Raw genomic sequence first — 13,846 nt, 5'->3', positions numbered from 1 at the left:
TTCGCCCCGTTGTTGGCGACCAAAACCATGCCTCCCCGGACCCCGCCGGTGAAACCGACGGTTTCATCGGCCTCCCGGGAAGACGGCCCCGTTGCCCCCCCCCGGTTCCCGACGCTCCCCCGCGCGCGCGTCGGGGCGTGGCGCCGCTGGGAAGAACGGGCGGTCCGAACCGTCTTGTTTATCGCGGCCTTTTCCTCCGTCCTCATCACCTTGGGCATCGTCGGCATTCTGCTCATGGAGTCCCTTTCTTTTTTCCGCAACGTGTCCCTTTGGACGTTTTTGACGGACACCCAGTGGACGCCGCTTTTTGACGACGCCCACTACGGCATTCTCCCCCTGGTGGGCGGAACGCTGGTCGTGGCCGCCGTGGCCCTGGTCTTCGCCCTGCCGGTGGGCACCATCACCGCCGTGTATTTGAGCGAGTACGCCCCCCACCGCGTGCGCGAGGTGGTCAAACCTTTTCTCGAATTATTGACGGCCGTGCCCACGGTGGTGTTCGGCTACTTCGCCCTCCTGTTCGTCACGCCGCTCCTCCAGCACGTTTTCAAGGATTTGCCGGGGTTCAACATGCTTTCGGCGGGCCTGGTGATCGGGGTCATGATCATTCCCTACGTCAGCTCGCTTTCGGAAGACGCCATGCGGGCGGTTCCCATGATCCTTCGGGAGGCGAGCTACGCCATGGGGGCCACGCGCTTTCAAACTTCCGTGCGGGTGGTCGTCCCGGCCGCCTTCTCCGGCATCGCCTCGGCCTTCGTGTTGGGATTTTCCCGGGCCATCGGCGAAACCATGGTCGTGGCCATCGCGGCCGGCATGCAACCCAACCTGACCTTGAACCCCCTCCAGCCCGCCGCGACCATCACGGCCTACATCGTGCAGGTCGCCCTGGGGGATTTGCCCCACGGGAGCGTCGGCTACCAAACCATTTTCGCCGCGGGATTGACTCTGATGCTCATGACGCTGGTTTTCAACATCGCGGGCCACGTTCTTCGCAAACGCTACCGGGAGTCCTATTGACCGTGCGCGGCCTCAAAGCGGACATCGCCCAGCGGAAACGCCACGATCGCTGGTTCGCGGCTCTGGGCCTCCTGGCCACGAGCGTCGGCATCCTCACGCTCTTGGCTTTGTTGATCGACCTGGCCATGGACGGGGCGGGACGCCTTTCCTTTTCCTTTTTCGCGAATTTCCCTTCCCGTTTCCCCGAAAAAGCCGGCGTGCTTTCCGCCTGGGTCGGCACGGCGGTCGTCATGCTGGTCACGGCCCTGGCCGCGGTGCCCTTGGGGGTGGCGGCGGGCCTTTACCTGGAGGAATACGCCCCGAAGAACCGGATCACGACCTTGATCGAAATCAACATCGCCAATTTGGCCGGCGTTCCCTCCATCGTCTACGGGTTGATGGCCCTGGGCGTCTTCGTCTACGGCCTGCATCTGGGGCAAAGCGTGCTGACGGCGGGACTGACCCTGGCCCTGCTCATCCTGCCCATCGTGATCATGGCCACCCGGGAGGCGATCCGGACCATTCCGGCCTCCATCCGGGAAGCCGCCTTCGCCGTGGGCGCCACCAAGTGGCAGATGGTTCGCCACCACATCCTGCCCTATTCCGCCGGCGGCATCTTGACCGGCGTGATCATCGGCCTCTCCCGGGCCATCGGCGAAAGCGCGCCCCTCATCACCGTGGGCGCCTTGACCTTCATCGCTTTTCTCCCCCCGGCGCCCGTCGTCGGAAAATTTCCCTTTTTGTCTTTTGAGTGGCTCACCTCGCCCTACACCGTCCTGCCCATTCAACTTTTCAACTGGGTGTCGAGGCCGCAAAAAGCGTTCCATCTGAACGCCGCGGCCGCCGGCCTCATCTTGATGGGGATGACCTTGGCCATGAACGCGGCGGCCATCGCCATCCGATACCGCTTCCGAAAGAGGATCAAATGGTAGAAACGACGGCGTCGCCCCTGGCCGGGTTGGCCGAAAAAGCCCGGGTGGAGAATCTAAGCTTTTACTACGGGACCCACCGGGTGCTCAAAAACATCAACCTGGCGATCCCCGAAAAGAAGGTCACCGCCTTGATCGGCCCTTCGGGATGCGGCAAGACGACCTTGTTGCGGTGCTTCAACCGCATGCACGACCTTTACCCCGGGAACCGCTACGAAGGGCAAATCCGCCTTTCGCCGGAGAACACCGATATCCTGGCCCCCACGGTCGACCCCATCGAAGTCCGCATGCGGATCAGCATGGTCTTCCAAAAAGCCAACCCCTTCCCCAAAACGATCTTCGAAAACGTGGCCTACGGACTCCGGGTTCGAGGCGGCATGCCCAAATCCGAAATCGCCGGCCGGGTGGAGGCCGCCCTGCGGGGCGCGGCCCTCTGGGAGGAGGTCAAAGACCGTCTTCACACCCTGGGCGCCAACTTGTCCGGCGGACAACAACAGCGTCTCTGCATCGCCCGGGCCCTCGTGACCGACCCCGAAATGATCCTGTTCGACGAACCAACCTCCGCCCTGGACCCCATCGCCACCGGCAAGGTGGAGGAACTGGTGGCCGATTTAAAAAATCGGGTGACCATACTGATCGTCACCCACAACATGCAACAAGCCGCCCGGGTGTCGGACTTTACCGGCTTCATGTACATCGGCGAACTGGCGGAATTCGACGTGACGGACAAGGTTTTCACGAACCCCTCGAACAAGCTCACCGAGGATTACATCACGGGAAGGTTTGGGTGACGCCCATGGAACGGCATTTCGACGAAGACCTGCGGGATTTGGAAAAGCGCGTCCTGGAAATGGGCGCCCTGTGCGAATCAATGATCCAAAAAGCCGTCAAGGCGTTGATTGAACGAAACGGCGATTTGACCCAAGAAGTTTTCGCCTTGGAGGTGGAAGCCAACCGGCGCCACGTGGAAATCGACGAAATCGCCATCAAGCTGATCGCCCTCCATCAGCCCATGGCCCGGGATCTGCGCACCTTGGCCGCCGCCATGAAGGTCAACAACGATTTGGAGCGAATTGCCGACATGGCGGTCAACGCGAGCCAGACCGGTTATTACCATCTATTCAACGAACCGCCCGTTCCCGAGATCAACATGGTGACCCACATGGCCCAGGTGGCTCAAACCATGCTGCGAAACGCCCTCGACGCCTACGCCAAACGGGACACCGAATTGGCCCAACGGGTGTTGGCTCAGGAAAAAGAAGAAGACCGTTTGAAGGCCCGGGCGCTCAAGGAATTGATTTCCCTGATCCGGACCGATCCCCCCCGTTCCGAAGTGTTTGTTGATTTGATCCTGCTGTCCAAGAACATGGAACGCATCGGCGACCACGCGACCAACATCGCCGAAGACGTCGTCTACATGGTGCTGGGAAAAGACATCCGCCATCTTCCGACCGTTCCGGACCTGGACGTCGCCCCCCGGTAACGCGCGGGGGATCCCCCCATGCCGTCCGCGCGCCGTTTCCTCCCCACGCTTCCGCACCTGTTGGAAGCCCCCCACCGCCCATTCATTCATCGGGATTTGAGCGCCCTGCAATTCAACGAACGGGTGTTGGCCGAGGCCCGGTCCAGCGCCAACCCGTTGTTGGAGCGGGTCAAATTCCTGGCCATCACGGGGTCCAATCTCGACGAATTTTTCATGATCCGCTACGCCTCCCTCGACCGCTCCATCCGGGTGGCGGCCCAACGCCGCTCCGGCCACGCCGGCCACCTCAAGAGGGTGCGGAACGCGTTGCTGGACATGGTGGCCGCTTTCACCGCCAAACAAGCCGAGACCTTGGATTTGCTCGCGGCCGCTTTGGCGGCCCGCGGCGTGCGCTTGGTCCGGCGTCCCGATCCCACGGACCCGGCCTTCGAGGAGGGGAAGGCTTTTTTCGAGCAGCATGTTTTGCCCGAGTTGCGCCCGCCGGAACCCTTTCGACCGTCACGCTTGATGTCGCTCGACAATCTGTGCCTGGCCGCCATTTTCCCCACCGGTTTGTGGTTCGCGATTCCGCGTTCGCTTCCTCCCGTCTTCGTCACCGCGCCGGACGCCCGGGGGGAAATTCGATGGCACCTGCTGGACGACCTGTTGTACCTCCACCTGGGGCCCGCCTTCCGGCTCACGGATCCGCCGTACCTCCTCCGCCTGACCCGGGACGGGGACATTCCCGTTCACGCGGAAGGGGACGACCCCGCTTCCATTCCCGACATGGTCCGTTCGGGCTTGGGCTCCCGGGACCGCGGCCGCCCGGTGCGCCTTCAATACGCCGGGGATTCCTCCCCCGAAGCCCTGAACCATGTGCTGGCCGCCCTCCGCTTGTCCCCCCGTCAAATTCTGCCGGCGCCGGGTTCCCTCGTCCTTCAGGGGCTCTGGTCCGCCCTGGGACGGCTTCCCGAAAACACCCGGCGAGCCCCGGCGCTGTCGTTGCCGCCCCTCCGCCCTTTTTTGCTGGAATCCCTTCGCTCCAAGGAGGGGATCTTCGACGTTTTAAAGGACCGCGACATCCTTCTCCACCACCCCTACGAATCCTTCGATGGGTACGTCAATTTCATCCGGGCGGCCTGCGCCGACCCCCGGGTGACGCGGATCCAACAAACGGTGTACCGGACCGACGCGCTCTCGCCCGTGGTCGAAGCCCTGAAGGGAGCCGCCCGGCACAAGAAAATCCGGGTGCTCATCGAACTGCGCGCCCGGTTCGACGAAATGAACAATTTGCGGCTGGCGGACGATCTGCGCCGAGCCGGCGTGGAAGTGGCCTTCGGGTTCGGGCGGCTTAAGGTGCACGCCAAGATCGCCCTGGTGACCCGGACCGAGCAAGGAACCGACAAACTCTACACCCATCTTTCCACCGGAAACTACAACGCGGCCACCGCCCGGGCCTACGAGGATTTGGCCGTTTTGACCTCGGACCCGTCCCTGGGCGAAGACGCCCGGCGGTTTTTCGACGCCGTCTGCGCGGGGGAGATCCCCACGCAATTCCAGTCGTTGGTCCCGGCGCCGGCCAAACTTCACCGGCGGCTTCTGCAATTGATCCAACAGGAATCCGAGGCCGCCAAGGCCGGCCGCCCCGCCTACCTTTTCGCCAAGGTCAACGCCTTGGTCGATCGGACGATCGTCGAAAGCCTTTACGCCGCGTCCCAAGCGGGCGTCGCCGTCGACCTCGTGGTGCGCGGGGCCTGCGCGTTGATCCCCGGCGTCAAAGGGCTGAGCGAGAACATTCGCGTGATTTCCTTGGTGGATCGGTTTTTGGAACACAGCCGGATTTATTACTTCGCCGCCGCCAATCGCATGTACTTATCGAGCGCGGATTGGATGCCCCGCAATTTCTTTTCGCGATTGGAGTTGGCGTTCCCCGTCCGGGACGAACGGTTGTTCCGCTACATTCGAGACGTGGTCGTCCCGGTCTACCTGGCCGACACGGTCAAGGGCCGGGAGTTGACCCCCCAGGGCACCTGGCGAAAGCGATCGGTGGCGGACACGGCCACCCCCCGGGCGCGCCGAACCTCCCCCGCCTTTGTCGGTCAATCGATCCGTGCGCAATTTTATTTTGAAGAATTGGCGAATCGCGGTTATCGGGGGACGCCCCTGTCCCGTTCCCCGGAGGCCGTGGGTGGCTAAGGGGGCGGGACACACCCTGTTAATCTTGCGCCACGCCCACCGATCGTTGTCGCACCCGGGCTTGGACAACGGATTGAGCGCCAAAGGGCGCGAGCAGGCCCGACTGATCCTCAAGTTGTTCAAATCCTTTTTTGGTCGGCCGTCCAACACCCTGCTGCTCTCAAGCCCCAAGAAACGATGCTTGGAAACCCTTCGCCCCATCGCCAAACTCACCGGCGTCCGCATGGGGACGGACGATCGCTTATTGGAACAGCGTCCCGCCGAAACGCACAATCAATTTGAAGACCGCGTCCGGCGATTCATCAACGAACAACGGAAAGCCGCCTCGCCCCTGACGGTGGTGTGCTCCCACGGGGATTGGGTTCCGGTGGCGTTGCGGTTGGCGACGGGCGGGCGGATGCGGCTGAAAAAAGGCGGGTGGGCCCAGGTGGAGTTCGAGAAGGGCGCCGCCCCGCGACTGTCCTGGTTGCTGCAGAAGCTCGATTGACCCCGGCGGTCAGCCGGGGCCGGCGGCGCTTAAATCCGCGTTAAAAACCTTTTCAAACAATTCCTTTTTCTGCTCGACCCGAAGCACGGCCAAATCGAGGGCGGCGCGTTGCCCCCGAAGCGAGAGCCGGACCGCGCCGGAACCCCGACGAACCGACGCGAGCGACACCCGGTGGGACCGGGGCTTGGCCAAGGCGTCCACGATCCGCAGGAGCGCCAAGAGCTTCAGGAAGGGCGCCCGCTTGGATTTGTCCGAAAAAGGCCACTCTTTTTTTTCGGGTTTGCCGGCCTTGTGCCACAGGGCCAATCCGGCCAGGAACTCCGCCTCCCGGTTTTCCAACCCCGGAACGTCCGCGTGGAGAATCATGTAGTGGGAATGCCGCTCGTGGTGGACGGGGCTCACGATTTCCCCCACGTCCTGCAGGCACGCCGCCGCGATCAACGTGTCCCGCCAGAAGGGCTTGAGGCGGTGCAACGGGGCCAGCCGATCGAACAGCGTCCGGGCAAACCGCTCCACGTTTCGAAGGTGGGCCGGTGGCTGGCCCCACCGGCGGGCGGTTCCGATTAAATCCCCCAAATGCATTCCCAACGAGGTCCGGGTCCCGCGGCGTTGCCCCCGGATTTCCTCCTCCAACATGCCGTCCCGAAGGGCAAAATCCGTCGCCTCGATGTCATCGGCTTTCAACCGTTCGGCCACTTCCCCCAACACCACCGCGCCCGCCAAAATGATGTCCACGCGCTTGGGGTCCATGCCGGGGATTCGAAGGAGGCCGGCCGGGGTCAGGGTTGAAAACCGATCCGCCCACCGCTCGACGTCCCCCGGCGTCAGGCGATCGCCGCCGGCGTCCCGGTGAATGCGATCCAAGGCGCGGATCGTCCCCGCCGACCCGATGATTTTTCGCGCCCGGGGCCAGCCGCCCCGGGGAGCCCCCTCGGCCAAAACGCTTCGAATGTGGCGCCGCAATTTTTTGAGGGGGGCGTCCTTCCCCCCTCCGCGGAAGGGCGGAACGGTCTTTAAAAAGACCTGCTGAAGGCGCGCGGCGCCTAATTTAAAACTGCTGGATCGGAGGATTCGCCGGCCCCGGCAAAAAGTGATCTCCACGCTCCCGCCGCCGATGTCCACCAGCGCCACCGGGTCGGGGTCGGCGGCCCGGTGGGCGAGCACGCCCTGGGCGATCAGGCGGGCTTCCTCCTGGCCCCGAAATCACGCGAACGTCGATGCCGGATTGGCGGCGCAGGGTTTGGAGGACGAATTCACTGTTGGAGGCGTCCCGCAGGGCGCTGGTGCCGAAGGCCGTTATTTTTTCCACGGCGAGGTCCCGGCAGGTTTTGTGAAAACTTTGGAAGGCGGCGACCGTCCGGCGCAGGGCGGCCGCGCCGATGCGCCCGCGCTGGAAAACGCCTTCCCCCAGGCGGACGGCGAGGCGTTCCCGGTGAAGGCGGCGGGCGAGCCCGTCCGGTCCGATGTCGTGGACATCGAAACGGACGGCGTTGGTTCCTAAATCAATGAGGGCGAAGCGCATGGGAGGTGACGAGGAAATTATATCGGTTTGGGACGAGAAAACCCATTCACCCCCCCCCGGACCGGCGGAATCGATTTTCCGCCGCGGGGAGGCCGCTAGGCCTTGGATCCAACGACCCGGGCCGTCAAAAAGGCTTCGCGAACCAGCGCCGCCACGTCGACCCATTGGATTTCCCCGCCCAAATTTTCCATCAAAAGGATCCGGAAGGGGCTTTCGTCCCGCGCGAAGGGGTTGAAATCAACGACGTCGGCGTCCGCGGTGAAAAGATCGAAACGCGGATGCAACACGTGAAAATCTTGGCGGACCCGATGGAGGATGACCTCGGGTCGAACGCGAGGGCCATCCAAAATCATCACGCGAACGCTTCGGAGGTATTCCTCGTGGCCGGGCAAGGTGCTTAAACGCAGCCGGGACTGGAGCGTCCGGCGGACGAATTCGATTTCCCGCGCTTCGTTGCCGCGGACATGTTCGGGAAGGTTCGTCCGATTGACGATGACAAAGTCGGCCAGGCCGCGGCCTCTTTCCGCCCGGGCGGCGTGGGTCTTGATGCGTTCATCGAGGCCCTTTCGGACCAGGTGGCCCCGGGGCGTGTTGTCCCAATGGGCGGGCATCAACTCGTCCACCCGGACCACCCCCAGGGCGCCGGGCGCGTCGGCGCGCTTTTCCATCAACGGGGAAACGACCCCGGCCCGTTTCAACAACGCGGTTTGAAAGACGGCCCCCTGGCCGAACAGGCTTTTCAGCGTGCGCGAATCCACCGGCGTTGACCAGGCTTCGGAAAGCGCGTCCGCGATCTTTTGTAAATTCTCGCCTTTCTGAACCAATCCCAGGAGGAAGGCGGTGTTGTAGATTTCGACGGGCAGAGCCGGCGGAGCCTGTCCCGCGCGCCGGGCGTTCTCACGCGTCGATTCTCCTTGCGCCAACGTCAGGGCGAAGGCCGTCAACACCACGTCCTCGAGCAGGCGTTCCTTGTACCCGGAATTGGGCTGGTGTTTCCGAGGCAACCGCGCGTTTTCCACGGCCCGTTGGGCTTTGACCAGGGAGGGCTCCCCCAGGCGAGCGGCGTGGCGGTCCAACGCCTCCGTGTACCGATTTGAAAGGGGCTGTTCGGAAAGCACGCGGATCAGTCCTTGGGCGACGAACTGGCGTACGCGATGATCGTCGATCCCCTCGTACAGGCGAAGCAACTCGTCCGCGCTGGCGGACGGCGAACGCCAACGATTTTCCGTCACGTCCACCGTGGGAAGACCCAAACGGTCCAAGGCCTCCAGGGACGAGCGGGGATTCCCGACCTCCGTGGGCGCCTCCACCGGGCGCGTTTCGAGCGCGCGCTCCCCCGATTCGCCCAACGCGTTCTCGACTTTCTTGGCCGTCTTGGTGGCCGTCACGTCGTCCGATAGGAGGCCGAAGAATTCACTCATGGCCACCTTCAAGAACAAAAGCCCCATGGCCAGCCCGTACCACAGGGGGTCGAACACGAGTCCGGCCGCCTGACGAAACAATTCGATGGCGGCCACCAAGCCGCCGAAGGCGCTCACGGTGTTGACCGGGAACGAAGCCATTTTCAACCCTTCAAAGAGTTTCGGCCGGTGGACCAAGAAATCAACGACGCGCTCAAAGATTCGCTGTTCGGCCGCCGGTCCGGTTCGAACCGTTGGAACGGGCGGGGAACCCAAGGACCGGAGCGCGAAGACGGCCACGAGGGGGATCGCGAGGACGGGGAGCGCCGCGGTCCCGACCGACAGCTGGAGCCCCAGCGCCGCGGCCAGAGGCATCGACAAAGCGAGCGCCGCGACCCCGAACGAAAACAGGAACACCGGCGACCGCGCGTTCCCCGCCAATCGTTCCCGGTCCATCGCCGCCCGGATCCCGTGTTCCCAAAGGGTCCGCACCGGGGAGACCAAAAGGACGCCGACCCCGAGCGCCGACCACATCCAAGGGTGGGGAACGCTCAGCACGGAGAGCCACGCGTGGTTAAACAACGCGGACACGGATTCCGTCCATTGGGTCAAACCGTCGACCGGCGCCGACATCGCGAAAACCGGTGTGGGCGCCGGTGGCGTCGGCACGCCGACCGTGGCCTCCGACGGGGAAGGAGTCCAAAAGAGGCCGAGCCCCAGGGGGAGGCTCCACCCCAAGGCCCGAGCCGCCCGGGAAAACACCGACCGGCGACGGGCGGCGCTGGAATCCTCGGTGCCTTCGTGGGCGCCGCCGACCTCGGCTCTCCGAAGGTGGCCCCACAAAGCGAACCCCGGGGTGGCCACGTAAAAGGGCAGAACGATCGACAACATCGCGCTCCCCCAGTATTCGAGGGAGGGGTCCACCGCGCCGCGGGCTTGAGCGGCGAAGGTGGACAACCCGGCGATCAGGGCGACCATCGACACCGACCGCCACAGGGATCGTTGGGCGAGACCGCGAACGGTCGGGTTCTGGGATTGTCGGTAGGCGGCCCAGGACAGCATCGCGGAAAATAGGACGGCGGCCGCCAAAAGGGGAGGAACCGCGGTGATGGCCGCCCCGAGCAAACTCAACCCGATGGCGACGGCGACCGCCTCCCGCACGCGCGAGGGCGAGGAAGCCGTGAATCGACCGGGGACCCTCGGCGAAGCGGGAAGGACCGCCTTCTCCGGGACCGCCGCCGAGGATCGACGGCCCGTCCAGGCCAAAAGGGGCGCCACCAAAACCTGGTTGAAATCAAGAACGCGCAACAGGTGCACCGTCGGCCGCCCCAGCATCGATGAATCCTCGAGATGCCGTTCCCATCGGGCGAATCGCAACAAGGCGTCCTGCCGGCTTTCGGAAAGGCGCGTAAAGCCCGAACGGACCACCGTTTTTTCGATGGCCGGGGACCCCGGAAGGCCCGGCAGTCTCTCCACATAGGCGAGGAGGCTTTGCCGAACGCCGGTCGCGAAAGGCGCGTCGGACACAATCACCTCCGGGTGACGGCGAACCAAATCGGCGACCCGCCGGCCTTGTTCCTCGGAAGGCAGGGCGCCGCGGGCGATGACGGGAACCGCCAGGATTTTATAAGCCAGGGCGGGGACCCACAGGAGAAGGACCAGGGGGCCGGCGAACAACGCCGTTAACGCTTGCACGCTCAAGCGAAGGGCGGCGCGTTCCACGGCAAAAACCATTATTTTTTCCCAAAAAAGACGCCCCAAGGAAACCGCCCTTTGAACGAGCGCGGGCTTTCCCGTTCCGCCCACCCCGTGGGCGAGCAGTCCCAGGAGGACTTTTTGTTCCAGGGGAAGTTCGTCCATCGCGGTCAGAGCGCGGGCCACCCGATCGGTGGACCGCCCCTCCAATATATCCCGACGCGTCAACGCCCCTTCGGAGCGCCGGAGGATGGCCGCGGTTTCGCCGATCCATCGGCCGTAGGCCGCGGTCGCGTCTTCGACCGACTCGACGCGGGGAACGGAACCGGCGCCGGTTTCACCTCCGAGGAGGGCCAGAAAACCCGCGGTCGTGGTTTGAAAGGAGGCCAGGACCTCCTGGGCGACGAGCGGGTCCTCGGACTCCCGCAGGCGGGCGGCTTGGGACGCCAAGCGGTCCCGCGCGGAATCGAAATCGGCTCCAAGGGGCACGCCGTGACGTTCGGCCACGGTCCGTATCGAATCGAAAACGCGGACCGCCATGGATTCGTGCACCCGGGCCACGTCGCCCCATCGACTCGGGGTCCGCAGAGCGTCCATAAAGGAACGCTCCAAATCGTTCTTCGACCGGGCGGGCGCCATAAGCTCGTTGGCCACCAATTCGTTCCCCTTCCCCATCATGTGGGCGGCGACCGTCAGGGCGTCCGCGGGGCCGCCGTGAACCGTTCCGGCCATGGCGGCGAGGCGTTGGCGAATTTGCCGGAGCTCGAAATCCAAGGCCGTCCCCCCCGCGCGCCCGACGGGGGCTTTGAGACGCTCTAGCACGTCCGCGTAAAAACTTGCGACTTGCTCCCCGAGACGATTCTGTTCAAGGGCCGAACGCAACGATTGCGAGCCGTCGCCCCGCCGCCAAAGGGACGCCAGCGTGTCCCACATCGACCGGGGCCGCGCCGGTTCCAAGGAGAAATAGTGGTTGACCCGTTCCAGGATTTGGTCCCGGACATCGGGGTTCCCTCGGGAGAGCAAATAGGCCAAGTCCGCCAGGCGCTCCCCGTGGGTCTTCAAATGGGCGGCAAATTCCTCCGGCGAACGGAGGAGCGCGGCGGTTTCCAGTTCGCGGGGCAGTTCGGAGACGCGACCCAGGCGGGCGGTCATATTTTCATACACCCCGATGGCGCCCGGGACCGCGGGCCCGCCGACTCCCGCCTTGGGAGCGAACAGGGTGCCCCGGATCTCCCGGCCGGTTTCTCCCGCCCGGTGAACCAGCACGACGGGTTTGTTCAGGAAGGTCAAAATGGACTCGCGAGCCCCCGGACCGTCCGGCAGGCCGAGGTCCACCCGGGTCCCGCGTCCCGTCGGGCCGTCGTTCAATTCCACGAACACACGGCGTCCTTCCGTGACGCCGACGTTTTGAACGGCGAATCCCTGCCGGGCGACAAACCCGTCCGGGAGCGGCGTCGTCAAAGCGGCACCGGCGGTGAAGGTTTGGACGCGAAACAGGTAGGCGTTCTCAAGGATTTCCTGGCACCGGAAGGCCAACCGCGCGTAGGCGTGGCGGGCCCCGTCCAAGGCCCCTCCCTGGACCTGAAGCCGGGCCGAGGCCACGGTGTCCAAAAGATCTCCGGCCCGCAGGGGCATGCCCACGGGGTTTCGCTGCAAATGGGCGTCCAGTCGGCGCGCCAATTCCTCGACCCAGGCGTCGGAATTGGCATCGGGCAAATCCGTCGTGATTCCCCGGAAAATCTGCTGAACCCCTCCCGCACCGGAGGCGTCTTGGTAAAGCGCCGCCGCGGCCAAAAAGCCCCGCACGTCGGCCAAGGCGGACGACCGAAGTCCGCCGAGACTGTTCGCCGCCGCCAGACGCCGGGCCGAATTCTCGATCAAATCGCGGAACACCAGACGGCGGCCGTTCCAGGCCTGGGCCTCTCCCAAAGCTTCCCGCGCACGGGCGTCGATCAAGGCCGCGCCTTTGTCCAAAGCCTCGATGGGGTCCTCGACGGTCAGAAGAAGGCGCTCCACTTCCACGTTGAGCTGTCCCGGCGCGTAAAACAAGACCCCGGCCCGTTGAAACCCCCGGTCAACGCCCGCGCCGTAATTTTTGAGGAAGGTTTTCACGCCCTCCAGCGAGGCGCCGCGCAGGTTCTCCACCGCGGGCGGAGCGATTTGCAACCCGGGATATAGGATTTGAGCGTCGCGAACCAGGAATTTATGGCGAAGCGGGATGTCGGATTGGAGCGCCGCCACGAGGGCGTCGCCCATTTTACCGGCGAACAGTTGATCGGCGGCCACGACCGGCGTCCCGCCGTCCAGCAAAACGTCCCGCTGCACCGCCTGGTGCGCGATCAAACGGCCGACGGATTCACGCAGCTCACCGACCGCCGCCGCGAGCCCCGAACGCGTGTGCGACGCCGTCCGCCCCGCGCCTTCGGTGCGTGTGACCGCCGACAGGGCGCGGGCGAAAGATTTTTGGATCGCCGCGGCCGGGAACGACCGTTCCGCTTCGATCTTTTGCACGGCGGCGGACACCGCCGCCGATCCCGCGCGCAACGCCCGCTCCAATCCCGTGTGGACGTCGGGCGCGCCGGCGAGCGCCGAGCGCATCGCTTCCGCGGCCCGGCCGGACACGGGGCCCAGTTCGGGAGCGGCTTGCTCCAGCCGAATCAGTTCGAGACGGAAAGCGTTTAAAACGGCCGAAGCGTTTTCCCGGCTCGGATCCGATCCGATGGCGTTGAGAGCGTCGTTGACCCGTTCCTGCTCCCGGGCGAAAACGGCTTCGACCGCCTTGAGAGCTTCCTTCATGGTTTCACGATAAGGCCCCATTTCGGACCGGGCGCCCAGCGTCGATTGTCGGGCGGATTGTTGATAGAGCCGGACCAATTTATTGGGTTCGTGATTGATCCCGGCCTCCGACCCCAACCGCCGGTCCAGCCAATCGAAAGCCCGGGACAGGGCGCCGGCCAATTCGGCGTCGGTGCGGGCGTCGGCGATGGACCGTTGAATTTCGGCCGCCCCCGCTCCCTCGCCCGCCAATCCACGCACGTTTCGGAGGAGGCCCAAAAGGAAGTCGAAATCGGACCCGACTTTTTGGCCCAGGGCGGCGTTGTTGGCCGGGACGGCGCCGTCCAGGAGCAGGCGCTGGGCGGCCATGGGAAAGGCGCTCAACCG

The 13,846-nt window shown here is 64.6% G+C and carries 8 protein-coding genes; 6 read left to right on the top strand and 2 right to left on the bottom strand.

Translation table 11 applies throughout. The features are described from left to right. The first annotated feature begins 27 nt into the window (after positions 1 to 27). The 6 genes from pstC to IPP68_02745 are packed head-to-tail and all read left to right on the top strand — an operon-like array spanning position 28 to position 6,067. Positions 28 to 1,014 (top strand): phosphate ABC transporter permease subunit PstC, encoded by a 987-nt coding sequence (gene pstC, locus IPP68_02770; GenBank protein MBL0349285.1) that lies wholly within the window; start codon positions 28 to 30, stop codon positions 1,012 to 1,014. Continuing rightward, positions 1,011 to 1,925: a phosphate ABC transporter permease PstA gene (gene pstA, locus IPP68_02765; protein ID MBL0349284.1), complete on the top strand. Its 915-nt coding sequence runs from the start codon at positions 1,011 to 1,013 to the stop codon at positions 1,923 to 1,925. Before pstC ends, pstA begins: the two co-directional genes overlap by 4 nt. Continuing rightward, on the top strand, positions 1,919 to 2,713 hold the full coding sequence (pstB, locus tag IPP68_02760) for a phosphate ABC transporter ATP-binding protein (protein ID MBL0349283.1): 795 nt from the start codon (positions 1,919 to 1,921) through the stop codon (positions 2,711 to 2,713). Before pstA ends, pstB begins: the two co-directional genes overlap by 7 nt. Further along, positions 2,710 to 3,405 carry a phosphate signaling complex protein PhoU gene (gene phoU / locus IPP68_02755; GenBank protein ID MBL0349282.1) on the top strand — a complete coding sequence of 232 codons (696 nt, stop codon included), beginning with the start codon at positions 2,710 to 2,712 and terminating at the stop codon, positions 3,403 to 3,405. The genes pstB and phoU overlap by 4 nt, the downstream gene beginning before the upstream one ends. 18 nt (positions 3,406 to 3,423) lie before the next feature. Continuing rightward, positions 3,424 to 5,580: a polyphosphate kinase 1 gene (gene ppk1, locus IPP68_02750; protein ID MBL0349281.1), complete on the top strand. Its 2,157-nt coding sequence runs from the start codon at positions 3,424 to 3,426 to the stop codon at positions 5,578 to 5,580. Continuing rightward, a complete protein-coding gene (locus IPP68_02745) occupies positions 5,573 to 6,067 on the top strand; it encodes a histidine phosphatase family protein (GenBank protein MBL0349280.1) in 495 nt (164 codons plus the stop codon). Before ppk1 ends, IPP68_02745 begins: the two co-directional genes overlap by 8 nt. A 9-nt stretch (positions 6,068 to 6,076) precedes the next feature. On the opposite strand, the gene IPP68_02740 is transcribed toward IPP68_02745, so the two are convergent. Beyond that, positions 6,077 to 7,231, bottom strand: a complete 1,155-nt coding sequence (locus IPP68_02740) for a hypothetical protein (protein ID MBL0349279.1) — start codon at positions 7,229 to 7,231, stop codon at positions 6,077 to 6,079. Beyond that, complete coding sequence (locus IPP68_02735; GenBank protein ID MBL0349278.1) at positions 7,116 to 7,589, bottom strand: hypothetical protein; 474 nt, start codon at positions 7,587 to 7,589, stop codon at positions 7,116 to 7,118. The genes IPP68_02740 and IPP68_02735 overlap by 116 nt, the downstream gene beginning before the upstream one ends. Between the last annotated feature and the right edge of the window lie 6,257 nt (positions 7,590 to 13,846).

This window comes from Elusimicrobiota bacterium, assembly GCA_016722575.1.
Taxonomy (GTDB): Bacteria; Elusimicrobiota; Elusimicrobia; order FEN-1173; family FEN-1173; genus JADKIY01.
Note: the sequence above shows the minus strand (reverse complement) of the source record. Positions and strands in the feature narration are given on the sequence as shown.

What these genes read in the sequence shown, in the direction of transcription:
- pstC (MBL0349285.1), top strand. Translation starts at nt 28, where the DNA reads ATGCCTCCCCGGACCCCGCCGGTGAAACCGACGGTTTCATCGGCCTCC.
- ppk1 (MBL0349281.1), top strand. Translation starts at nt 3,424, where the DNA reads ATGCCGTCCGCGCGCCGTTTCCTCCCCACGCTTCCGCACCTGTTGGAA.
- pstB (MBL0349283.1), top strand. Translation starts at nt 1,919, where the DNA reads ATGGTAGAAACGACGGCGTCGCCCCTGGCCGGGTTGGCCGAAAAAGCC.
- IPP68_02735 (MBL0349278.1), bottom strand. Translation starts at nt 7,589, where the DNA reads ATGCGCTTCGCCCTCATTGATTTAGGAACCAACGCCGTCCGTTTCGAT.